Origin of the sequence: Leucobacter chromiireducens subsp. chromiireducens (genome assembly GCF_016758255.1) — a bacterium.
Classification (GTDB): Bacteria; Actinomycetota; Actinomycetes; order Actinomycetales; family Microbacteriaceae; genus Leucobacter; species Leucobacter chromiireducens.
The window spans coordinates 346,716-368,748 of sequence record NZ_QYAD01000002.1; the positions used below are offsets into that span (position 1 = coordinate 346,716).

Annotated in this window: 18 protein-coding genes and 1 tRNA gene; 14 read left to right on the forward strand and 5 right to left on the reverse strand. The window is 67.4% G+C overall.

Annotated features, from left to right (window positions below):
- Positions 1-97: 97 nt before the first annotated feature.
- The 3 genes from D3226_RS07640 to D3226_RS07650 are packed head-to-tail and all read left to right on the forward strand — an operon-like array spanning position 98 to position 1,649.
- The gene (locus D3226_RS07640) at positions 98-664 is read left to right on the forward strand and encodes an RNA polymerase sigma factor (protein WP_202381884.1); all 567 of its coding nucleotides are present in this window, start codon (positions 98-100) and stop codon (positions 662-664) included.
- Positions 661-1,281: an Asp23/Gls24 family envelope stress response protein gene (locus D3226_RS07645; protein ID WP_202381886.1), complete on the forward strand. Its 621-nt coding sequence runs from the start codon at positions 661-663 to the stop codon at positions 1,279-1,281. The genes D3226_RS07640 and D3226_RS07645 overlap by 4 nt, the downstream gene beginning before the upstream one ends.
- Positions 1,278-1,649, forward strand: a complete 372-nt coding sequence (locus tag D3226_RS07650) for a hypothetical protein (protein WP_202381888.1) — start codon at positions 1,278-1,280, stop codon at positions 1,647-1,649. The genes D3226_RS07645 and D3226_RS07650 overlap by 4 nt, the downstream gene beginning before the upstream one ends.
- Positions 1,650-2,049: 400 nt before the next feature.
- Here D3226_RS07650 and D3226_RS07655 read toward each other — a convergent pair.
- A tRNA-Arg gene (locus tag D3226_RS07655) sits at positions 2,050-2,122 on the reverse strand.
- A 96-nt stretch (positions 2,123-2,218) separates the two neighbouring features.
- Between D3226_RS07655 and argS the strand changes: the two genes are divergently transcribed.
- Positions 2,219-3,889: an arginine--tRNA ligase gene (argS, locus tag D3226_RS07660; RefSeq protein ID WP_202381890.1), complete on the forward strand. Its 1,671-nt coding sequence runs from the start codon at positions 2,219-2,221 to the stop codon at positions 3,887-3,889.
- A gap of 49 nt (positions 3,890-3,938) precedes the next feature.
- Positions 3,939-4,700: a hypothetical protein gene (locus tag D3226_RS07665; protein WP_202381892.1), complete on the forward strand. Its 762-nt coding sequence runs from the start codon at positions 3,939-3,941 to the stop codon at positions 4,698-4,700.
- Between the two features lie 38 nt (positions 4,701-4,738).
- Here D3226_RS07665 and D3226_RS07670 read toward each other — a convergent pair whose 3' ends face one another.
- Positions 4,739-6,175, reverse strand: coding sequence for a PucR family transcriptional regulator (locus D3226_RS07670; protein ID WP_202381894.1), 1,437 nt, complete (start codon positions 6,173-6,175; stop codon positions 4,739-4,741).
- Between the two features lie 164 nt (positions 6,176-6,339).
- Between D3226_RS07670 and D3226_RS07675 the strand changes: the two genes are divergently transcribed.
- Entirely contained in the window at positions 6,340-7,437 is a 1,098-nt protein-coding gene (locus D3226_RS07675) for a Zn-dependent alcohol dehydrogenase (protein WP_202381896.1), read from the forward strand.
- A 44-nt stretch (positions 7,438-7,481) separates the two neighbouring features.
- Positions 7,482-8,909 carry an APC family permease gene (locus tag D3226_RS07680; RefSeq protein WP_237462569.1) on the forward strand — a complete coding sequence of 476 codons (1,428 nt, stop codon included), beginning with the start codon at positions 7,482-7,484 and terminating at the stop codon, positions 8,907-8,909.
- 178 nt (positions 8,910-9,087) lie between these two features.
- On the opposite strand, the gene D3226_RS07685 is transcribed toward D3226_RS07680, so the two are convergent.
- Genes D3226_RS07685 through D3226_RS07695 form a run of 3 tightly spaced genes read right to left on the reverse strand, consistent with a single transcriptional unit; the run spans position 9,088 to position 12,545 of the window.
- Positions 9,088-9,753 carry an SIS domain-containing protein gene (locus D3226_RS07685; protein WP_202381898.1) on the reverse strand — a complete coding sequence of 222 codons (666 nt, stop codon included), beginning with the start codon at positions 9,751-9,753 and terminating at the stop codon, positions 9,088-9,090.
- Positions 9,737-11,218, reverse strand: coding sequence for a serine hydrolase domain-containing protein (locus D3226_RS07690; protein ID WP_202381900.1), 1,482 nt, complete (start codon positions 11,216-11,218; stop codon positions 9,737-9,739). Before D3226_RS07690 ends, D3226_RS07685 begins: the two co-directional genes overlap by 17 nt.
- Positions 11,211-12,545 carry a M20/M25/M40 family metallo-hydrolase gene (locus D3226_RS07695; RefSeq protein WP_202381902.1) on the reverse strand — a complete coding sequence of 445 codons (1,335 nt, stop codon included), beginning with the start codon at positions 12,543-12,545 and terminating at the stop codon, positions 11,211-11,213. The genes D3226_RS07690 and D3226_RS07695 overlap by 8 nt, the downstream gene beginning before the upstream one ends.
- Positions 12,546-12,757: 212 nt before the next feature.
- Here D3226_RS07695 and D3226_RS07700 point away from each other — a divergent pair, with 212 nt between their 5' ends.
- The 7 genes from D3226_RS07700 to D3226_RS07730 are packed head-to-tail and all read left to right on the forward strand — an operon-like array spanning position 12,758 to position 21,843.
- Complete coding sequence (locus D3226_RS07700; protein ID WP_202381904.1) at positions 12,758-14,590, forward strand: ABC transporter substrate-binding protein; 1,833 nt, start codon at positions 12,758-12,760, stop codon at positions 14,588-14,590.
- 3 nt (positions 14,591-14,593) lie between these two features.
- Entirely contained in the window at positions 14,594-15,649 is a 1,056-nt protein-coding gene (locus D3226_RS07705; RefSeq protein WP_202381907.1) for an ABC transporter permease, read from the forward strand.
- Positions 15,646-16,548: an ABC transporter permease gene (locus tag D3226_RS07710; protein ID WP_202381909.1), complete on the forward strand. Its 903-nt coding sequence runs from the start codon at positions 15,646-15,648 to the stop codon at positions 16,546-16,548. The genes D3226_RS07705 and D3226_RS07710 overlap by 4 nt, the downstream gene beginning before the upstream one ends.
- The gene (gene nikE, locus D3226_RS07715; RefSeq protein ID WP_237462570.1) at positions 16,545-18,323 is read left to right on the forward strand and encodes a nickel ABC transporter ATP-binding protein NikE; all 1,779 of its coding nucleotides are present in this window, start codon (positions 16,545-16,547) and stop codon (positions 18,321-18,323) included. The genes D3226_RS07710 and nikE overlap by 4 nt, the downstream gene beginning before the upstream one ends.
- The gene (locus D3226_RS07720) at positions 18,313-19,266 is read left to right on the forward strand and encodes a S66 peptidase family protein (protein WP_202381911.1); all 954 of its coding nucleotides are present in this window, start codon (positions 18,313-18,315) and stop codon (positions 19,264-19,266) included. The genes nikE and D3226_RS07720 overlap by 11 nt, the downstream gene beginning before the upstream one ends.
- The gene (locus tag D3226_RS07725; protein ID WP_202381913.1) at positions 19,259-20,581 is read left to right on the forward strand and encodes a serine hydrolase; all 1,323 of its coding nucleotides are present in this window, start codon (positions 19,259-19,261) and stop codon (positions 20,579-20,581) included. The genes D3226_RS07720 and D3226_RS07725 overlap by 8 nt, the downstream gene beginning before the upstream one ends.
- The gene (locus tag D3226_RS07730; protein ID WP_202381914.1) at positions 20,578-21,843 is read left to right on the forward strand and encodes an NAD(P)/FAD-dependent oxidoreductase; all 1,266 of its coding nucleotides are present in this window, start codon (positions 20,578-20,580) and stop codon (positions 21,841-21,843) included. The genes D3226_RS07725 and D3226_RS07730 overlap by 4 nt, the downstream gene beginning before the upstream one ends.
- Positions 21,844-22,033: the final 190 nt, after the last annotated feature.

Below are 22,033 nucleotides of genomic sequence, written 5' to 3' on the forward strand. Positions count from 1 at the left end.
CTGACGCTTACCGGTCATGATGAGGGGAAATGGGTGGGCATCGCACCGCCCGTTGGCCCTCGCTGGAGAGGTGCCCTTCAAATCAGGGGGATGAAGGATGAGCAGTGAGCCTTACCGCAACCCGTTGGAGTACGCGGACGATCGGATTCTCGCCGGGCGTGCTGCAGACGGGGACACGGCAGCATTCGCCGCTCTGGTTCGCCGGCACACTCCGATGATGCGTGCGTATGCGCGACGGATTCTCCCCGGAAGCGCGGATGTTGATGACGTTGTCCAAGACGCGTTTATCGCCGCTTGGGACCAGCTGCCGAAGCTGGAAGACGCCGGCCGAGTGAGGAGCTGGTTGTTGCGGATTGCGGGCCGCAAGGCTATCGACCGCATCCGATCCACCGGACCCCGCGCTGATCTGAACGAGACGGAACTAATGGCGCCTGAACGGATGGCCCCGCATCGACAGGCTGAGGCTCGAGCAGGGATCGCGGCGCTCAGCGATGCGATCAACCAACTCCCCGATGCACAGCGTGAATGCTGGGTGCTGCGTGAGCTCGGGAGCTACAGTTATGAGGAAATCGGCCAAGACTTGGATCTCCCGGTATCGACAGTTCGTGGTTTGCTCGCCCGTGCGCGTAAAGACATCATTGTTCGAATGGAGCATTGGCGATGAATGATCAAGAGATCTCTGATCTGCGGAGTCCCATGCCCCGGTTCGAAGACCTCGACGGGCACACCATTGAAGAACTCTCCGATTACTTGGACGCTGGGCGCACACCCACGGACCCCTCTATCGAAGCATCGCCCGGCTGCCGCATCGCCCTGGACGCGTTGGGCCGACTTCGCGACCTCACTCCCGAGCTCCTTGCCTTCGATACCGCTGGAGAACCTGAACCCGAGGAGACATGGGTACAACGCATCCTCTCCGGTATCGCCCTGGATGCGCATGCTGGACGACGCATCCCCCTCACCGCCCCCACTCCCGATGTTGATCTCGGGATCACTGAGGGCGCGGTCAGGGGGATGATCCGCGCAGCAGAGGCCACTGTGCCTGGCGTAGTTATCGGCAAATGCCGGTTCGAGGGCGATGTCACGGTGCTGGGGGAGCCGGTGCGGGTTCACGTTGAGGTCAGCGTCCCGTACGGTGTGCCGATCCCAGATATTGCAGAACGCCTCCGTACTGAGATCAGCGCTCGATTGGACGCGCATACCACGCTGAGCGTGGATGGGATTGATATCACTGTGCGAGATGTTCAGCAGTTTCGACCTGCAAAGAAAGGAATCCGATGATCAGCCCGGTAGATCAGGCAATGACCGCGGATATCGAAGCTGCAATCCGAACCGTTCCGGGGGTGACTACACTTTTCCGTGCGGGTGGCGTCATCTCGAAAGCGGTCGATGTTGGCGCTCAACTCCTGGGAACCCCTCAGGCCGAGCTACCGCTCATCCGCTGGGAGCACCAATCGGCTAAAAATGCTCGAGTAGAAGCAGTATTCGGCGTGCATGCGGACGCGGGTGCTACTGAAACTAGTCGCAAAGCACACGCCGCGATCACCTCGCTGTGTGCTGACCGCGGCTATTCTCCTGTGGCGATCCATCTCACGGTTGTCCATATTGACGACGGTCGAGGCTCATATTCATCTGGCACAACAAGGTAGCGATATGCGTAACTAGTGAATCAGGAGCGCGACTATCCCTCGCGGGGATTGCCGACCGCTCGGGCACTCATCGATCAGCACGACCGAGCGCTACGCTCACCGCCGCTCCAAGGTGCGAGCCGAAGCCGCAACTGCCATCCGAGACCCACGTCTTGCCCCGGAAGAGCTGCCGGCACCACCGGCGCCTACGGACGAGCTCCCCGACAACGTGCTCCGTTTCCCACTCGTGCGATAACGGCTTGCCCCACGTTTGCCCCACGCCGACCTACGGACCTTCAGAACGCTGAGCCAGAGGAGCGAGCCGGCCCGACGGGCAGAAGGGAATAAAAAAGAGGCTGACCAGCTATTTCTAGCCGGTCAGCCCCTCAATAGAACTCGCTCTGCGAGCCAAGTGTTGCAGTGCCCCCGGAGGGATTCGAACCCCCGACCTACGGTACCGGAAACCGGCGCTCTATCCCCTGAGCTACGGAGGCGAGCATGTGCAACCCTCTCAGCCTAGCGCACAACGGAACGCCGGCGCGCACCGCGTGGGGCCGGGGCGCGCCGCTTCAGGACTAGAATGAGTCCTCGTGACGCCACAAGAACTCTCCTCCGCCCTTGCCCGCATCGTGACCGACCTCGTTGGGGCCCGCGGCCTCGACCTCGTGGTCACCGATTCCGACACGCAGGTGGAGCGACCCAAGAACCGAGAGCACGGGGACTGGGCCTCGAACGTGGCAATGAAGTTTGCGAAGCGCCTCGGGGTGAACCCCCGCGAGTTTGCGCAGGAGATCGCGGCGGCTGCCGAGGGGATCGACGGCGTTGCCAAGGCGGAAATCGCCGGCCCCGGCTTCATCAACCTGACCCTTGACGCCGCGAGCGCGGGCGAAACCGCACGCCGCGTTGTGGAACAGGGCGAAAACTACGGCCGCAGCGACACCCTCGCCGGCCAGCGCATCAACCTCGAGTTCGTTTCGGCCAACCCGACCGGGCCGCTGCACATGGGGCACACCCGCTGGGCCGCGCTCGGCGATTCGACCGCGCGCGTGCTGCGCGCTGCGGGCGCCGAGGTGACGAACGAGTACTACATCAACGACGCCGGCGCGCAGATGAACAAGTTCGGCCGCTCGGTGCTTGCCGCCGCGCTCGGCGAGGAAGCACCCGAGGACGCGTACCCGGGCGAGTACATCCAGACGCTCGGCGCACGCGTGCGTGAGCAGATCCCGGGCCTTGCGGAACTCGCTGCGAACGACCGCGATGCCGCGCTCGAGCAGGCGCAGGAGCTGGCGTACCAGCTGCAGCTCGCCGAGATTCAGGATTCGCTTGAGCGCTTCAACGTGCACTTCGACGTGTTCTACTCCGAGCGCACACTGCACACGGATGGACCGAATGGCGAGCCCAGCCCCATTGCTGCGGCGATCGATCGCCTGCGCGAGCAGGGGCACGTCTACGAGGAAGACGATGCGATCTGGGTGCGCACCACCACGTTCGGCGATGACAAGGACCGCGTGTTCACCCGCGGCAATGGCATCTACACCTACTTCGCCGCCGACGCCGCCTACTACCTCGACAAGATGGATCGCGGCTTCACCGAGAAGATCTACTTGCTGGGCGCGGATCACCACGGCTACATCGGCCGCCTGACCGCCATCGCGGGTGCCGCGGGCGACGACATTGAGACGAGCATCACAGTGCTCATCGGGCAGCTCGTGAACCTCAACGGGGCGCGCCTCTCCAAGCGTGCGGGCAATATCATTGAGCTCGACGATCTGCTCGAGTGGCTCGGCGCCGATGCCCTCCGCTACTGGCTCGCGCGTTACCCGGCAGACTCGCCGCTCGCGCTCGACGGCGAGAAGCTGCGCAGCCGCTCGAACGACAACCCGGTGCACTACGTACAGTACGCGCACGCCCGCACCTGCGCGGTCGATCGGAACGCTGCCGCCGCGGGACTTGAGCGGAGCGCGTTCGCGCCCGAACTGTTGACCCATGAGACCGAGACGGAACTGCTCGGCAAGCTGCAGCAGTACCCCGGCATCGTTGCAGGTGCCGCGGAGCTGCGCGAACCGCACCGCATTGCGCGGTTCCTCGAGGAGCTCGCTGCAGCGTTCCATCGTTGGTACGACAACTGCCGCGTGCTGCCGATGGGTGAGGAGCCGATCACCGATCTGCACCGCACCCGCCTGTGGCTAAACGACGCCGCCGGCCAGGTGCTGCGCAACGGTCTCGATCTCATTGGTGTGAGCGCGCCCGAGCGCCTCTAGCCGCGAAACCGCTAGGCTCGGATCACAATAGTCCCGAGGGAGTGTGGCAATGGCGCGAGGTACGTCCAGCTGGTGGAAGAAACTCTTGGGCGTGCTCATCGCGCTCGCCGTGCTCGCTGGGTTGGGGGAGCTGGGGCTCAGGCTTTTCCTCCCCGGAGTGATCGAGGGTGTGGCACGCGCGCAGCTAAAGATCTCAGACGATCACCCCGTAGACGTAGATCTAGGCGGATCCGCCCTGCTCAACGCCCTGCGCGGGGGTATTGGCGATGTGTCAGTGAGCGTGCCGGATGCGCCGATCACCGATGGGATCGTTGCTGACGCGAAGGTGACCGCTGGCCTTGTGCCCTTCAACCCGCTGAGCGGTGAGATTCGAGATGGATCAGTCCGCCTCACGGTGCCGCAGGATCAGCTCGGCTCGATCGTGTCTCTCGTGACGAAGGGTGTCGCGACGACCGGTGAGGTACGAGACGGCTCGCTCCTCGTTGGGCGTTCGATTCCGCTGCTCGGGCAAGAGATTCCCGTGACCGTTGCGCTGGATCTCGGCGTGGCAAACGGCGACGTCATCCTCACCCCAAAGCAGGTGAGCGCGGCTGGGCTCGACCTCACGGCGGAGCAGATTGCGGCAGCTACTGGGACGCTCCTTGACCCGATCTTGCGGCCGGAGCCGGTGTGCGTGCGTGATCAGCTCCCCGCGGGCATCACGCTCACGGACATCGCCCTCTCGAGTACGGGCTCAGTGACGGTGTCTGCGGATCTCGCCCCGACTGCTGTGTCCGACCCGAAGATGCGCGCGAAGGGCGTCTGCGAGTAGCGGCCTGCTGCTCGTTCGCGAGCGCCGGGCGTCCGGGCCTACACGCCGGTGGCCCGCAGCGCGAGCCACGCCGCAGTGCGGTCGTCGGCGCGGTCGAGGAAGAGCCCCGTGAGTTCCTCGATTCGACGCACGCGCGACACGAGCGTTTGGCGGTGGATGCGCAGGCGCTCTGCGCTTGCGCGGTGGGCGCCGAGCTCTGCGAGAAACACCCGCAACGTCTCCGTGAGTTCCCCGTGCGCGCCATCTGCCCCGCGGAGCGGATCAAGCACGCTGGCAATCTCCGTGCCCGCAGCGTGATCGAGCGCGGAGAACACGAGACCGACGGTTGAGAGCGTTGCGTACTCGACCGCCGGTTGCCCGTCCTCAAACGCGGCGTCGAGGGCTTGGCGCGCCTGCACCGCGCTGCGTGAGAGCGCGTCCACAGGCGCGGGCGACCCGACTCCGAGATGGAGCCGGCTGCCCGCCACGGGTGAGAAACTCTGCACGCGAGCGATGATCTCGGGGGTGAGTTCGGGGCGCATGAAGCCGCGCACTCGGCCGGGCCCCGCGGCAAACACGTGCTCTGCGCCCAGCTCGTCGAACCAACGGCGAAGCAGGCGTTCTGCGTCAATGGTGCGCGTCTTTGCCCCGAGCTCGAACGCGGTGAGCATGGGCTCGTGCACACCCCATCGGTGCAGCAGCCGCGGCGCGGCCGGCCCGCCGGCGAGCAGAATGTCGAGCAACGCCTCGCGCCCCAAGTGCTCGGTGAGGGTGGGGTCGTGGGTGCGCAGCAGGAGATCGAACAATGCCGCGGCGAGCGAGGCGAGGTCGCGGGCGTGACTCGTACGGCTGGAGCGGGTGGCGATCACGAGGCGACCGGCCAGATCCCGATCCGATCCGACCTGGTGGAGCTGCAGCCCGAGGTGACGCACGCGCACGGGGCGCCCAGTCGCGACGGCGATCGCGTCGGAGACGTGGAGGCGGCCGGCGCCCGCGCTCGCGATGAGCTGGCCCTGCGCATCGAGGAGGACCGCCCAGCCATCGATGCGGTGCGCGAGCTCGGCAATCACCGCGGTAATCCCGCCGCGGCGGGCGACCTGTGTCAGCACGTTCATGCCCGCGGTGACGAGCCGATCCGCTGCTGCGCGATCCTCCGAGATGATCGTGGTGAGCGTCGCATGCAGGGCCACGTCCGCGAGCCGGGTGCCGAGGATCGCGGTCATCCCGTGCTCGGCGAGCGCTGCCGCGAGATTGGGATCGCTGCTCGGGCTGACAAACACCGCGCCGAGCAGCGCCTCGCGTGCGGGGCCACCCGCGGCGAGCCGGTCGAGAAGGTCCTGTTCAGGGCCGGTAATGAGCGTGGCGTAGTTCGGGTTGCCCACCACGACGTACGCGTGCAGTGCGGTTACGCCGTCGACGGGCGTGCGTTCATCGAGCCGCTGCGGAAGGCAGCGTCCGCCGACCGCGCGGACGACCGCGGAAAGGTCGAGAGCCATGCCTCAAGTGTACCAAGTGGTGATCTGAGTGTTCAGGAACCGACACCTGGTGCAGTGACAGTGCGCACCGAAGCTCCGTACGATCGCCTGAGTCGTCCTCGCGCCGAGCCACACTCCGGCTGGCACGCGAGCCGAATGAATCGAATTACGAAGGAGTTTTCCTGATGAAGGCTGTGGTGTTCCGCGATCCGGAGACCCGCGTCGAGGTTCTCGACGTCGAGCTCGCTGCCCCGAAGGCGGGGGAGGTGCGCGTCAAGATTGCCGCCGCCGGTGTGTGCCACTCGGATCTGCACGTGAAGCGCGGCGAGTGGGATGCGCCCGCCCCGATGGTGATGGGCCACGAGGGCTCTGGCGTTGTCGTCGAACTGGGTGAGGGCGTCACCTCGCTCGCAGTGGGCGACCACGTGGTGCTCAGCTGGGTGCCGCCGTGCGGCGAGTGCCGCTACTGCCTGCAGGGGCACGAGGCGCGCTGCCAGAAGGTGGCCACCGTTGTTGCGCCGCAGGGCGTGCTCTTTGACGGCACCTCGCGCCTCTCGGCCGGCGAAGAGCCGCTGCACCACTACCTCGGCGTCTCCTCGTTCGCCGAAGAGGTCATCGTGCCCGCATCGGGCGCGATCAAGGTGCGCGACGATGCCCCGCTCGATGTCATCGCCGTGGTCGGCTGCGCCGTTGCGACCGGTGTGGGCGCGGTGCTGAACACCGCCGCCGTCGAGCCAGGCGCAACCGTTGCCGTGATCGGTTGCGGTGGCGTGGGCCTCAACGTGGTGCAGGGCGCGAAGCTCGCGGGCGCCGAGCGCATCATTGCGATCGACGTCGTGGCCGAGAAGACCACGATGGCGCTGCAGTTCGGCGCGACCGACCGCATCGACGCGTCCGAGCGCGACGCGGTCGAGCAGCTGTTCGAGCTCATGCCTGACGGCGTGGACTACGTGTTCGACGCGATCGGCCGCACCTCGACCACCGAGCAGGCGATCCAGATGCTGGGCCTCGGCGGCGCTGCCGTGATCGTCGGGCTGCCGCCCACGGGTGCGAAGGCTTCGTTCGAGCCGCTCGTGCTCGCGGAGGCCGACCAGCGCATCCTCGGTTCGAACTACGGTTCCGTGCGTCCGTCGATCGACATCCCCGCGCTCGTCGACCGCTACATGGACGGCCAGCTGAAGCTCGATCCGCTGATCTCGGGCCGCCGCCCCCTCGACGAGGCCGCTGAGGCGCTCGACGACCTGCAGGCCGGCGGCGTGCTGCGCACGCTGCTCATTCCGTAACCCGACCCACTTCCTCGACGAAGAGAAAAGACTCACGTACTGACATGACTCAGACCACAGAACGAAAGGTCGACGCCGGCCTCCGCGAAGGGGTGATGTCTGGCCCCGAGCTCGCGGCCCAGGCCATCGCCAACATCGCGCCGAGCGCCGTCATCGCCTTCACCGCCGCCTCGATCTTCCTGGGCGCGGGCAACGGCACGATGTTCGCCTTCGTGCTCGCAACGATTGTGATCCTCTGCGTCGGCTACATCATCTCGATGTTTGCCCGTCGCCACGCCTCCGCGGGATCGCTCTACACCTACGTGTCGAAGGGCCTCGGCCCGACGGGCGCGTTCGCCGCAGGCACCGCGCTGCTCATCGGCTCGTGGGGTATCGCCGCAGGTTCGCTCGGCGGTGCGATCTCGTACATGTCCGACCTGCTGCAGATCTTCGGGATCTCGCAGGCCGGCAGCACCGGCTGGCTGATCGCGCTCGCCATTATCATCGGTGGCCTTGGCACCTTCTTCACGATCCGCGGTATTCGGATCTCGGCACGCGTCTCGCTCGTGCTCGAGCTCGCCTCCGTTGCGATCATCCTGATCCTGCTCGTAGCCGCGCTCGTGTGGCTCGGGCCGGACGCGTGGGATCCCACGCAGTTCTCCTTCGAGGGCGTGCCTTTCCAAGGCGTCGCGGCGGGCATGGTGCTCGGTATCCTCGGCTTCGTCGGCTTCTCCTCTGCTGACGCGCTTGGCCGTGAGGCACGCAACCCGCACACCGCAATCCCGCGGGCGATCATGTGGAGCGCCGTCGTGGTCGGCGTGCTGTACGTGTTCGCCGCGTACACGCAGATTGCCGTGCTGGGCGATGAGCTCGGCAAGGTGGCGAGCCCCCTGCAGGCGATCAACGACAAGATTGGGATGCCTGGCTGGTTCGCGCCTGTCCTGGTGTTCGGCGTCGCAGCATCCTTCTTCGCCGTGGTCGTCGCCCCGCTCAACGTCGTGGGCCGCATCGTCTACGTGATGGGCAAGGAGGGCATCATGCCCGAGCGCTTCGGCCGCACGCATGAGACGCACCTCACCCCGCACCGCGTGCTGCTCATTGCCGGCCCCGCCGCGATCATCCTCGACATCATCCTGTTGCTCGCGGGCACGCACCCGATGGATATCGTCGTGTGGGTCGACACGTACGGCACTTACGGTTACATGGTTGCGTACGCGCTCGTCGCGATTGCAGGTGTGGTGTACACGACGAAGGCCGGGATCCCGAACCGACTCGTGTGGCTCTGCGCGGTCATCGCAGTGGTGGCCATGGGATACGTCTTCTTTGCGAACGTGTGGCCCGTACCCGCGTTCCCGATCAACGTGATCCCGTACCTGTTCGCGCTCACGATGCTCGCCGCGTTCGCTCGCTTCTGGTGGGTGAAGCGGAACCGCCCCGAGGTGCTCGCCCGGGTGGGCAACACGCACACGGAGATGATGGAGGGTGTGGGCTAAATCCCCACCCTGTGGCCCGCCACCCGCAATGCCGGCGGGCGGGCCACGCCTCGCAGGGCACTGCATCCCGTGGCGAAATCGCGGTGTGCGGAGGAAAACGGAAGGTTTCCTCCGCACACCGCGATTTCTTTGTTCAGGGGGGAGAGAGGCTGTGCGCGCGTTCGCGGCTTGCGGCCGGCTAGACCACACTCCCGCCGAGGCGGGGATCGGGTGCGCGACCGTCCCACCGCTGGGCTGGGACGTAGAGATCGAGTGCCTCTCCCAGGCGGTCACGCTCCTGGGCCCGCCGCGTGGCCCCCTTAGAGCTTGCGGCGGCGAGGTCGGCGAGCAGTCGAAGCGCGAGCACGATGCCGGCCGAGGTGTCTCCCAGTTCCCGGTCCTCGGTGTCGACAATGACCTGTTCCGCCGCGAAGGCGCTCAAGGGGGAGTCCGCGCTGTCGGTCACAATGATGAGCGTGCCGCCAGCCGCGACGTACTGGCGCGAGATCTCCACGACGTCGCGCCGGTATGGACGCGTGCAGAGCGCGATGAGCGAGTCCCCGCCACGCACGTCTGCGAGGAGATCGAGCGCTTCGAGCGCCGGTGGTGCCGCGAGCGTCACCTGGCTAAAACTTGCGCTGAGCGCGGTTGCCAGCGCGGTCGCGAGCCCGTGTGAGGCGCCCCTGCCGAGCACGAAACGGCGGCGGCTTCCTGCGATCACGGAGGCTGCACGCTCAAGCGCCGCATCCGTTTCGAATGCAACGGCTGCGCGTTCGAACGCGGCCCGCTCAGCCTGCAGTATCCGTGACTTCAGCGCCGACGACCGACGCCGCGGGGTCGAGCTGCTGTCAGGGCTGGGGGGCATGCGCGTCCTCTCGGTCCGACCTGCGGTACACGCGAAGCGTGATCCGTTGAATGCGAGGCGGCTCGGTGGGGCTGAGGTCCACGCCGAGCTCGCATTCCTGCTGCCGCCCGATCATACGCCAGAGCGCGCGTGCGGCGGTGGGAAACCAGGGACCTGCGGGATCGGGGGCGGCGTCTGGCCCGAGCGCCACGCGTGCTCTCGCGAACTCATCACTTCGTTCAGCGAGCGGGAGGTCCTGCGCGACGCAGGCCGCGAAAGAAGTGCGTTCTGCCGCGGACCACCCAGAGAGCTCGGCCGGACGATCGAACAATTGCTGCACGGTGGTAACGGCCGCCCGGGTCTCCGGCCACGGCGAGGCCAGTTCTGTTGACGGCACGGGAATGAACGGCTGGGGATCGCCCAGCTCGACAATCGGCTGGGCGCGTTCCTGGAGCCGCGCGAATGCTCCAGGAACCGTGTCGTAGAGTCCGGAGTAGCCCGCGTTCTCGAGGCCGCACATGGCGAGCCCGGTCGTAGGGCTCCAGCGGAGGTGCGCGGAGAATCCCGGATAGCCACCGGAGTGTGAGATGACTCTGCCGTGCTCGGGGGTCTCCTCCACGATGAGGCCGTACCCGTATCCGGCGGTGGGGGAGAACGCGCACTGCACTCGCTGCATTTCGCGCCGACTTGCCGCGGAGAGTACGTGATCCTCGGCGTCGGAGGGCACTGCTGCGCCCCCGCCAGAAAACGCGGCGGCCAACCATGCAGCCCAGCGGAGCAGATCGGCCGCGGAAGCAAACAGCCCGCCGATCGCGGAGAAGGCTCCGGGCCCGGTGAGTGGCTGCGGAATCCACGTGCCACGCCTGCGCGCGTGACCCACCGCGAGCGGTCGTCCGGCGGGCGGGGTGAAACGCACGCCGGTGAGGCCCAGAGGTACGAGCACCTCTGCTTCGACCTGGGCAGGGAGCGGTCGGCCATCGATGCGCTCGGCGATCCTGCCGAGCATTGCCCAGCCGAGGTTTGCGTACTCGTATCCCGTGCCGGGAGCGCGGACGAGACGGATGCCGCTCTCGAGCAACGCGTCAAACTCCGCGGCCGGGAGCGCCTCGAGTCGATCGGCCCAGGCGTCATCGGTGGGGAGCCCGCCGGACATCGCGAGGAGATGACGAAGCCGAAGCTCAGCGGCCCAGTGCGCCGGGGTCATGCGTGCGCCTGGGAGGTATGCGGACACCGGGGCCTCGAGATCGAGAAGTCCGGCATCGCGCAGTTGGAGGATGCGCACCGCGGTGAATGACTTCGTCACCGAGGCAATCCGGAACACCGTCTCGCAGTCCGGCGGGAGGCCGTCCCCGCGGTCGCCTACCCCGGCCACGCGTGCGAGATCGGCTCCACTGACGGCAAGCACGGAAGCCGGGGAGCGCAGAGCGGCGACCCGCTCGGTAGCAAAGCGCTCTGCGTCGAACGCGAGCGATGCGGGATTAGACATGTCGGAGAAACTCCTCGAGAATCCGCTGACCACCGTTGATCGAAGCGACTGGCATCCGCTCGTCCGCGCCGTGGGCGCCGGCGGGGCGACGCCCGCCCGGGTCGGCCGTGAGCGGAGCAAAACCGTAGCCCGCGATGCCGAGCTGCGCGAACGCCTTTGCGTCGGTGCCGCCACCCATGCAGACGGGAGGCACGACCGCCTCGGGGTCGTGCGCGAGAATGGCGTCGCGCATCGCATCGAACCAGGGGGAGTCCGCGGGGGCGCTGACCGGGGACTGCCGATCGACGAACTCCCAGTCGAGATCGGGGCCGATGAGTTCACGAAGCGTCTCGACGGCTTCTTCCTCCGTGCCGGGGAGGCACCGCACGTCGACGAGCGCCTCGGCAGAGCCCGGAATCACATTGACGGTCATTCCCGCGTTCACCACCGTTGTCGTCGCCGTGCAGCGGATCGTCGCTGCTGCGACGTCGCCCGCGGGGCCGAGTCGATCGATCGCAGCGAGCACGCCGGCTTCGCTCTCCAGATCGGGATCATTGCCGAGCGCGCGGTCGATCGTCTCGATGTAGCTCCGGACGGTCTCGGTGAGTCGGAGCGGCCACGCGTACGTGTTGATGCGGTGGCAGGCCGCGATGAGTCGCTCGAGCGCGTGCCCGGGATGCGGACGCGACGCGTGCCCGGCCGTGCCGCGCGCGCGCAGGCGAAGGTGGAGCGTCCCCCGTTCCCCGGTGGCGATGGGATAGCAGCGCACGGGAGTGCCGTCCGCCGCCGCGAGTTCGGTCGCGTCACCGCCCGATTCGCCGATCGCGAAGCTCACCCCGGCGAAGAGCTCCGGCCGGTTTCGTACGAGCCAGAGCGCTCCGTGCTCGCCGCCCGACTCCTCATCCGCGACAAAGAGCACGACGATGTCGCGGCGCGGCCGGGTCCCCGCGCGGGCCCACTCGAGCAGCGTCGCGAGCGTCATCGCCACCATGTCCTTCATATCGGTCGCACCACGACCCCACACATAGCCGTCAGAAATGCGGCCCGCGAATGCGGGGACCGTCCACTGCGAGGGTTCGACGGGCACCACATCAGTGTGCGCGTGTACGAGGAGCGCGGGCAGCGTGGCGTCGGTGCCGGGAACTCGCAGCACCACGGATGCGCGCGCGGGCGACGGGCCGACGATGTGCGGTTCGTAGCCCGCCCGCTCAAGCGCAGCGTGAATCCACGTGGCGAGATCTGACTCTCCTGCGCTGCGACCCTCACCGTAGTTCGAGGTGTCGAAACGGATGAGCCGCGCACAGAGCTCTGCGGCGGTAAGGCGGGCGGCGGTGTCGGGTTTAGACATCGGATCCTCCTGGGGTGGGCGACCGCGCTGTCGCCAAAAGTTGATCTTGTGATTCCTATCATTCACCGATACCTTGTCGAGTGCAAGCTTCGTTCGGATTGAATTTCCTTGATTTTGTGCGGTTTTCCCGGGATATTCACGCGAAGGGCCCAGGCGGTCACTCACCGACGAATTGCACATTTGGGAAACGTAAACACAAAGGAGTGGCAACGATGACGGCACACACAACTGGGCGCGCTTCGCGCTGGCGGCGGCGCACTGCGCGCACGCTCGCCGGGCTGGGCGCGGCGAGTATTCTTCTGGCAGGGCTTGCCCCAGCTGCGAACGCTGAGGCGCAGAAGCCCGCGATTCGCGTCGCGCTGTTGGGCGACGTCGACACAATGAACCCCTTTCTCTCAGTCCTCTGGACGAGCCTCGAGATCATGCGGCTGCAGTACGAACCGCTCGTGGAATGGGCGGCGGAAGACAACACGGAGACGCCCGCGATCGCTGAGTCGTGGGAGGCGAGCGACGATGCCAAGGAGTGGACTTTCCACCTGGAGCAGGGTGCGAAGTGGTCGGACGGCGAGCCGATTGTCGCCGACGACGTGATTTGGACGGTCGAGGCAATTCAGGGCGACGACGCGCTGAAGATGGCCAACGGCTCGCTCGTGGAGAACATCGAGAGCATCTCGGCGCCCGACGCGGAGACCGTCGTGATGCAGCTGCGCGACCCGCAGGGCGCGAACCCCGGAACCGATCTGCCGATCGTTCCGAGCCACGTGTGGTCCAAGATCGACGACCCCGCAGGGTTCGCGAACGACGCGGATGCCGTGGGGTCTGGCCCGTTCATTGTGCAGTCCTCCTCGAAGACTGATGGGGTCGTGATGACGGCGAACCCGAACTACCGCCACGGGATTGCGCCGTCCGGCGGTGTGACGTGGATTCCCTTCAAGAACTCGGATGCCGCAGTGCAGGCGCTCAAGACCGGTGAGCTTGACATGATCGGCGATCTCACGGTGGCGCAGTTCGAGGCGCTCGAAGGAATTGACGGGATCACCACCGTTTCGGGTGCGGGCCGCGGCTACTCCTCAATCGCGATCAACCCGGGGGCGACCGACATTGACGGCAAGCCTCTGGGCGATGGGAACCCGGTGCTCCACGACCCCGTCGTGCGGAGCGCGATTATCCGCGCGATCGACTCGAAGACTCTGCTTGACAAGGTGCTTGGCGGGCACGGTGCGCAGGCGACCGGTGAGGTGCCGCCGCTCTACCCGAAGTTCTACTGGGATGTTGACCCCGCCTCGCTGCCGCTCGCGTTCGACCCTGCTGCGGCGAACAAGATGCTGGACGATGCGGGCTACGAGATGGGACCGAACGGTTTGCGTCTTGACAAGAACGGGGCACCGATCTCCCTGCGCCTCATGGGCAACTCTGCGAGCTCCACGCACCAGCAGGTCGCTGACTTCGTGAAGCCGTGGCTCACAGACATCGGCATCGAGATCAAGACCACCATGCTGTCCGCGGCACAGGTGAACGACGAATCGGTTCTGGGTCGCTACGACCTGTACTTCACCGGCTGGTCGATGGGACCCGATCCCGACTTCCTGATGGCGCTCAACCAGTGCAGCTCGCGCCCGAACGCTGACGGCTCAGGCGCAACCAGCGAATCGAACTGGTGCTCACCGGAGTTCGACGCGATGTACGCGCAAATGCACTCGGAGCTCGACGCGGACAAGCGTGCGGAACTGATGGTTGGGCTACAGAAGCTGATTTATGAGTCGGCCTCGAACAATGTGCTCTACTACGGCGATGCCTTCCAGGCGTACCGCTCCGACCGCTTCACCGATGTCCAGAAGCAGCCCGCTGAGGGTGGCGTGATTCTCGCCCAGAATGGGCCGTGGGGTCTCTACTCGGCCACCCCGCTCGCGGCTGCTCCCGCGGGCGATGGCGGGTCCGGTGCTGGTGCGACCTGGTGGATCGTTGGCGGCGCGGCGGCAGTGCTGCTCCTCGGCGGTGTCCTCTTCGCGCGGCGCCGCGCAACCGCTGCGGACGATCGGGAGTAACTGATGACCGACGTCGTACTGACCGGCGGGGCCCACCCGGGCCCCGCCGGGGCGTCGGGGCCCGACCCCGATGAGCCGCGCCGCAGCGGCAGCTGGTGGCGTTTTGCTGGGACAAAGGCAGCAGGGGCGCTGGTGTCGCTCCTCATGGTCGTTGTGCTCGGCTTCTTCGCGTTCCGCATCCTGCCTGGCGACCCGGTGCGTTCGCTCGCCCAGGGCCGCCGGGTAAGCCCCGAACAGCTCGAGGCGATGCGCGTCGAGATGGGGCTTGATCAGCCGCTCATGTCGCAGTTCTGGCGATACCTCACCAATCTGTTCAGTGGCGACCTGGGCTACTCGTACACCTACAACCAGCCGGTGCTCGAACTGATCGGTGAGCGCATCGTGCCCACCCTGCTCCTTACCGGAACCGCGTTTCTGCTTTCGCTGGTGCTGGGACTCTGGCTCGGACAGCGCGCAGCGTGGCGCCGCGACTCGTTCTTCGATCGCAGCCAGACCGGCATCGCGCTGACGCTCTGGTCGGTGCCAACGTTCTGGCTCGGACTGCTGCTCCTGCTGGTCTTCGCCGGCACGCTGCACTGGTTTCCCACCGGGGGCATGGTGACTGTCGGTGCGCAGCACACGGGGCTCGCATACGTGCTCGATGTTGCCCACCACATGGTGCTCCCCGTGCTCACTCTCGCTGCGGTCGTGTATGCGCAGTATCTGTTGGTGATGCGGGCGTCGCTGCTCGAGGAGATGAGCTCCGACTACCTCACCACGGCCCGCGCGAAGGGCCTGCACGAGAGCGGGGTGCGTCGCCGCCACGCGATCCCGAATGCGCTGCTGCCCACCGTCACACTGGTGTTTCTCGCCCTGGGCGGGCTGATCGGTGGTGCCGTGACTGTTGAGGCCGTGTACTCGTGGCCGGGCCTCGGCTACCTCACCTTCCAAGCGCTCCGGGCTCCTGACTTCCCCGTTCTGCAGGGCACCTTCGTCGTGTTCTCCGCGATCGTGATTCTGATGAACTTCATTGCCGATCTGCTGTATCGATCGCTCGACCCGAGGTTGCGCACCGCATGAGTACTCCGACCCTCACCGCCCGCGGCGTTGCCGCCGCTCGCCGCCGCGCTCGTGCGGCCGAAGTCTGGCGCGAGTTTCGCGCTCAGCGCTCCGGCATGATCGGCCTCGTGCTGCTCGCGATTGTGGTGGGCCTCGCGCTCGCCGCACCGCTCCTGTTTCCCGCAGTGACGCTTGACGTGACGCGGCTCACCACGCTGCCCAACCAGCCACCCAGCTGGGAGCTGCCGCTCGGCACCGACCCGCAGGGGCGCAGTGTGCTCGCGCTGCTGGTGTGGGGTGCACGGGCATCCTTGCTCGTCGGCTTCGCCGCGACGCTCGTATCGATGGTCATCGGGACCGCGGTGGGCATGGCGGCAGGCCACTTCCGCGGGGCGACCCAGGCGATCCTGCTTCGGGTGATCGACTTCTTCCTCGTGGTGCCTTCACTGGTGCTCGCCATTGTGCTCTCCAGTGTGCTCGGTCCTGGCGTCGTGACGATCATCATCGCGATCGGAGTGACGTCCTGGGCCTCGACGTCGCGCCTCGTGCGGGCGCAGACCCTCACCGTCGAGTCGCGCGGATACATCGAGCGCGCCTGGGCACTCGGCGCGGGTGACGGGCATGTGCTCGTGCGCCACGTACTGCCCGCGGTGCTCCCGCTCGTGCTCGCGAACACCACGCTGACGGTTGGCTCCGCGATTATCTCGGAGTCGACTCTGTCCTTCCTCGGCCTCGGCGACCCCAGCACCATCTCCTGGGGCTCGATGCTGAAGCTCTCGCTCGACACCGGGGCCGCGACCGGCGGCTACTGGTGGTACGTGCTGCCACCCGGTATCGCGATCGCTGTCGTGGTGCTCGCGTTCACGCTCGTTGGCCGCGCGTTCGAGTCCGTGATCAACCCCACACTGCGAGGTCGATGATGCCCCAGCTTGTTTTTGACAATGTTCGAATCAGTTACCGCACGCACGATGGCCGCGGTCGCGGCACCGTCGAGGCCGTCCGCGGAGTGAGCCTCACGCTCGCCGCGGGCGACACGGTTGGCCTCGCTGGAGAGTCCGGGTGCGGGAAATCAACGCTCGCCATGAGCGTGCTGCGCCTCCTCCCCGCGAACGCGAAGATCGAGGGCCGCATCCTGCTCGGAGACGAATCGATCGCGGATATGCGCTGGGGTCGCCTGCGCGCCGTGCGCTGGACGGAGGCCGCGATCGTGTTCCAGGGCGCAATGCACTCCCTGAACCCGGTGCAGCGCATCGGCGACCAGATCGGCGAAGCGCTGCGCCTCCACGCGAGCGGCGATCGAGCGCAGTACCGTGACGCGGATCGGCGGCGCGCTCGTGTCGCCGAGCTGCTCGGTCAGGTCGACCTTCCCGCTGGTAAAGCCGCGAGCTATCCGCACGAACTCTCGGGCGGCCAGAAGCAGCGCGTCATGATCGCGATGGCGCTCGCCTGCGAACCGGAGATCATCATCGCCGACGAGCCGACCACCGCCCTCGACGTGATTGTGCAGGACCAGATCCTGAAACTGCTGCGCGCAATGGTGCGCGAGCGTGGGCTGACGCTCCTCATGATCAGCCACGACCTCTCGGTGCTCGCATCAACCTGCGAGCGGATCGTGGTCATGCAGCACGGCCAGATCGTTGAGGAGGGGCCGTCTGCCGAGGTGATGGGAGCGCCGCGTCACCCGCACACGCAGGCGCTTGCCGCAGCATTCCCCACCATCGGTGATTGGGCCTCGCGTTTGTCGCTGCCCGGCTACACGGCACCAGACGCGCCGGGGCCCGACGGTCCGGGCTCCCGCCCGCGTCCGGAGCCGACGGCCATCTCCGCGACGCCAACGAGCGTGCTCTCGCTGGAGGACGCGGTGATCTCGGCGCGCGGGTTGAACGTGGTGTTCGGTCGTGGTGAGCGTGCGCACGCCGCTGTGAAGGACGTCGACCTTACCTGCCGTCCGGGGGAGATTATCGCCCTCGTGGGGCAGTCAGGCTCCGGGAAAACCACGCTCGCGCGTACCGTGCTCGGGCTGCAGGAGCCCAGCTCGGGTGAGCTGAACTACCGCGGTGCGCCGCTTTCGACCCGCCGACGCGATCTCAAGGAGTACCGACGTCGTGTGCAATTTGTGTTGCAGGATCCCTCCGCGGCGCTCAACCCGAAGCACACGGTCTATGAGGCTGTGGCTGAGGGGCCGCGACTGCACCGGCTGCCGGGCGACGAGCGTGAGCGGGTGGCCCGAGCACTCGCTGACGCTGAGCTCACGCCGCCCGAGCAGTTCTTCGAAGCGATCCCGCAGGAGCTTTCCGGCGGCCAGCGTCAGCGCGTGGTGATCGCGGGCGCACTCGCGCTCGGCCCCGAGTTCCTGGTCGCCGATGAGCCGGTTGCCAGCCTCGACGCCTCTGTGCGTGCGGGCGTGCTGTCGCTCCTACTGCGGCTGCGGTGCGAGCTCGGCCTCGGGGCGCTCGTGATTACGCACGACCTGGGCCTTGCCTGGAACATCGCGGACCGGGTCGCGGTGATGTATCGCGGCGAGATCGTCGAACACGGCACGGTCGAGCAGGTCTTGCTTGATCCCCAACACGAGTACACCCGTCGACTCCTCTCGGTGGTGCCATCGCGGCAGCTGCGAGACACCGGCGCCGAGCCCGCCCGCACGCACGAGAACACGAAAGTGAACACGAAAGAGAACACCCATGTCGCTTAGCACTCCCGTTCCTTCAACGTCGTCGCTCGCGCTCAGCCCGGAGCCCGTGCGCCCGGGCGATCGCGTGGGCCTCGTCTCGCCCTCCAGTGCGGTGCCCAAGAAACGATTGCGCGAAGCGGTCGCGCTGCTCGAATCGTGGGGCCTCGTGCCCGTGGTGGGCGACCACGTGCTCGACACGCACCCGCGCGCGGGAAGCTACCTTGCGGGAGAGGACCGCGACCGGGCGGAAGACCTGCGTCGCGCCTGGCTCGACGATTCGCTCGCTGCGGTGTTCTGCATGCGCGGCGGGTACGGGGCCGCGCGGATCCTCGATCTGCTCGATCCTGCTGAATTGCGCACCGCTCGGCCGAAACTGCTCATCGGATCTTCGGACATCACGGCGATCCACGAGTTCTGGGAGCACGAGCTCAACGTGGTCACGCTCTTTGCGCCGATGCTGGGTACGGGAGATCTGATGGGGGATCCGGGAAACGTTGCTGCGCTGAAGCGCGCGCTGTTCAACCCGATTGCTGGTCGGGTGCTCACCGGGCCGGGGGTCGACCCCATCGTGCCGGGCACCGCAGAGGGTCGCATTGCTGGGGGAAACCTCAGCCTGCTTGTCATGACCGCGGGTGCGCATCCCCGCGACCGGGTGCGGGCAGACGGTCGCATTGTGCTGCTTGAGGACGTCACGGAGGATCCGTATCGAATCGATGGCTTCCTCCTGACCCTGCTCCGCTCTGGCTATTTCGAGGGGGCGCGCGGCATCGGACTGGGCACCTGGGTGAAGTGTGGCCCGCTGCAGGAGATTCACGCGATCGCCGAGGAGATGCTCGCGCCGCTCGGGGTACCGCTGCTGTGGGGGCTGCCGTTCGGCCACGGCTACGGTGTCGACTGCGTACCGCTGGGCGCGCGCGGTCGACTTGTCGCCGAGGGTGCTTCGCCAAGGCTCGACATTGTTTAGTGAGCGGCCCGATTCGGGGGAGCACGGCGCCTACTCCGACGGGATCCCCGTGCTTGCCTGGCAGCTGGTTGTGGAGGCGGACGCAGGAGACGGGAGCGCCCGCGCCGTCGGGTTTCGTGCTGCGGCACCGTTCGCGGGCGATGGTTTTCCGGAGCGGCCTGACCCAGCTGCGCGGCACCCGGTGACCGCGGCGAGTATTGCCGATTGGCTCGAGCGCGACGCGGCGTGGGGAGCCCAGGTCCCTGGGGCTGCTGAGGGGCCGATCCGCTCCGCGCTCCGTGACGGCGCGGTTGAGCGCGAGGTGTGGGGCGGTCGTGGCGGCCTGCGGTTCCACGCGGCACGGATCCGCACGGGATCGGGGGTGCGTCGCGTAGCGGTCGTCACGCGCGCGTTCTCGGCGGCGGACGCCGCTGCCGCTGCCGCCGCCATCTGCGCGCTGCTGTGCCCCGACCTCGCTCGAGACCAGGCCGTGCCCACGGATTCATCCGTGGCGGGCACCCACGACACCGCGCCCATCGCGACGTTCGCGGTGCTGGCCGCCGGGGGCGAGCAGCTTGCAGCGCGTGGCTCTCAGCGCGTGTTCTACGCGGCGAGCACGATCAAGCTGGGGCTCGCGCTCGCGGTGCTTCGGGCGGTCGACCATGGCGCACTCGACCTCGACGAACAGGTGGTGAGCCAGCACCATTTCGCGAGCGCGGTCGCCGGCGCGGGGAGCTTCGGATTCACACCCGACGAGATCGACGCGGGCTTCCCGCCTGAGGGGCGCCAGGTATCGCTCGCTGTGTGCCTCGCCCGCATGATCGAAGTCTCGGCGAACGAGGGCACAAACATGCTGGCGCAGCGCGTGGGTCTTGCGGCGGTCACCGCGGCATTTGGTGCAGCGGGCGCCCCGACCGCGCGCATGACGCGGCTCATCGGTGACTACGCGGCGCGCGAGCGTGGCGACACCCACGAAGCGAGCGCCTCGGATCTTGCCGCGACGATGCGTGAGATCATCGCGGGCACCCTACTCAGCCCCGACTCCGCAGCTCGGCTGCAGCGCCATCTCCGTGCGCAGCGCTTCCCGGTGCTCGCAGACGGCTTCGCCGATGTGCGCGAGTGGGGATCCAAGAGCGGCTGGGTGACGGGCCTTCGCCATGACGTCGCCTGGTTTACCCGCAACGGTGAAGACACCCCCACCGTGATCGCCGTGTGCACCTCAGGATTTGAGACATCCGCGGCGCTCGAAACGATCCGCGCGCTCGGCGCTGCTGCCGAACGCGGGCTTCCCACGGCTATCCTGGCCGCAACGAACAAAGGAGTTCACCAGCAATGACCCAGCAGCACATCGTTATCGTCGGCGGCGGGCTCATCGGCCTGTGCTCTGCATTCGCGCTCGTGCGGGGCGGCCACCGCGTCACCATCGTGGAGCGCGACCACCTCGGAGCGGGGGCCGCAACCGGCAATGCCGGGGAGCTCACCCCGCAGCAGGTCGCACCGCTCGCATCCCCGAACACCGCGCGCGACATCTTCACCGGCCTCTTCACTCGCTCGTCGTACCTGTCGATCGCGATCCCGAGCCTGCCCAAGCTCGCTGGCTTCGGGCTGGGCTTTCTCCGCGCTTCGATGCGGGCACCCGCCGCCCGCGGTGCTGCCGCGCTCGCACAGTTCGCTGACGAACTGTTGCCCGCGCTGCACCGCTTCGCTGCCGCGGGGATCGACACCTCCGGCGGCGGGATGGGGTACCTCATGACGTGCTCCGACGAGGTGGACCTCCGCGCAGCACACGCGAACTATGCGGCGCGCGCCTCGCGCGGGTGGGGCGAGGCCCCAGGGCCCGTGCTCCGCGGCGCGGCGCTGCACGCGCAGGAACCCGTGCTCGATCCCGCCATCGACGGCGGCTTCCTGCTGCCCGGGGAGCTCTCACTCGACCCGGTCACATTCGTGGCGAGCCTCATTGCCCACCTGGAAGCGGCCGGCGTCACGGTGCGCACGGGGCTCACCGCGCTTCGATTGGGATCAGGGGCCAGCGTCATCTGCCGTGACGCCGCAGGTGGCGAGACGACGGTGACGGGAGACCGCGTGCTCGTCGCGGCGGGAGCCTGGACGACCCCGATCCTGCGCCGCTCCGGTATCCGCTCCGCATGCGTGGTGTCAGGAAAGGGGTACAGCTACACCGTGCCCGTCGAGCGCATGCCGAGCACGCTCATTCATTCGATGGATCGGCACTGTGTGGTCATCCCGATGCACGATCGACTGCGCGTCGTCGGCATGATGGAGTTCGACGGGAAGCCAGAACAACTGAATCGGGATCGCTTCGACGTGCTCACCCGCGCCGCCCGCGGCCTCATCACCGGGGCCGACTGGGCCGGCCGCACGGACGAGTGGGTGGGCGCCCGCCCCATGACCTCGGACGGCATGCCGCTGCTCGGCCCCGTGCCGGGCCGCCCGGAGATCATCGTCGCGGCGGGGCACAACATGCACGGGCTCTCGCTCGGTCCCATCACTGGTGAGGTCGTCGCGCAACTTGTCGCGGGGGAGACCCCTACCGTGGGCGAGCGCCCGCTCGACCTCTCTCCGTTCGCCGTGCGGCGCTGACGACGTTCGCACTCAGCGTGCGGCCCCGGGCAGAAGTCCGGGGCCGCACTGCGTCACCGCGCGGTACAGACCCACCCGCGCGGCACCCCTGTAACACTCCCGATTCGGCATGCGCAGCACGCTAAGCTAGACGGGTCCGTTCTGAGCTCCGGCTCCGTTCGCACGGCTTCAGGGGCCAATCCGGGTCCGC

Excerpts from the sequence above, each read along its gene's own strand:
- D3226_RS07640 (WP_202381884.1), top strand. The coding sequence starts at position 98 with ATGAGCAGTGAGCCTTACCGCAACCCGTTGGAGTACGCGGACGATCGG.
- D3226_RS07645 (WP_202381886.1), top strand. The coding sequence starts at position 661 with ATGAATGATCAAGAGATCTCTGATCTGCGGAGTCCCATGCCCCGGTTC.
- D3226_RS07650 (WP_202381888.1), top strand. The coding sequence starts at position 1,278 with ATGATCAGCCCGGTAGATCAGGCAATGACCGCGGATATCGAAGCTGCA.
- D3226_RS07665 (WP_202381892.1), top strand. The coding sequence starts at position 3,939 with ATGGCGCGAGGTACGTCCAGCTGGTGGAAGAAACTCTTGGGCGTGCTC.
- D3226_RS07670 (WP_202381894.1), bottom strand. The coding sequence starts at position 6,175 with ATGGCTCTCGACCTTTCCGCGGTCGTCCGCGCGGTCGGCGGACGCTGC.
- D3226_RS07675 (WP_202381896.1), top strand. The coding sequence starts at position 6,340 with ATGAAGGCTGTGGTGTTCCGCGATCCGGAGACCCGCGTCGAGGTTCTC.
- D3226_RS07680 (WP_237462569.1), top strand. The coding sequence starts at position 7,482 with ATGACTCAGACCACAGAACGAAAGGTCGACGCCGGCCTCCGCGAAGGG.
- D3226_RS07685 (WP_202381898.1), bottom strand. The coding sequence starts at position 9,753 with ATGCCCCCCAGCCCTGACAGCAGCTCGACCCCGCGGCGTCGGTCGTCG.
- D3226_RS07690 (WP_202381900.1), bottom strand. The coding sequence starts at position 11,218 with ATGTCTAATCCCGCATCGCTCGCGTTCGACGCAGAGCGCTTTGCTACC.
- D3226_RS07695 (WP_202381902.1), bottom strand. The coding sequence starts at position 12,545 with ATGTCTAAACCCGACACCGCCGCCCGCCTTACCGCCGCAGAGCTCTGT.
- D3226_RS07700 (WP_202381904.1), top strand. The coding sequence starts at position 12,758 with ATGACGGCACACACAACTGGGCGCGCTTCGCGCTGGCGGCGGCGCACT.
- D3226_RS07705 (WP_202381907.1), top strand. The coding sequence starts at position 14,594 with ATGACCGACGTCGTACTGACCGGCGGGGCCCACCCGGGCCCCGCCGGG.
- D3226_RS07710 (WP_202381909.1), top strand. The coding sequence starts at position 15,646 with ATGAGTACTCCGACCCTCACCGCCCGCGGCGTTGCCGCCGCTCGCCGC.
- nikE (WP_237462570.1), top strand. The coding sequence starts at position 16,545 with ATGATGCCCCAGCTTGTTTTTGACAATGTTCGAATCAGTTACCGCACG.
- D3226_RS07720 (WP_202381911.1), top strand. The coding sequence starts at position 18,313 with ATGTCGCTTAGCACTCCCGTTCCTTCAACGTCGTCGCTCGCGCTCAGC.
- D3226_RS07730 (WP_202381914.1), top strand. The coding sequence starts at position 20,578 with ATGACCCAGCAGCACATCGTTATCGTCGGCGGCGGGCTCATCGGCCTG.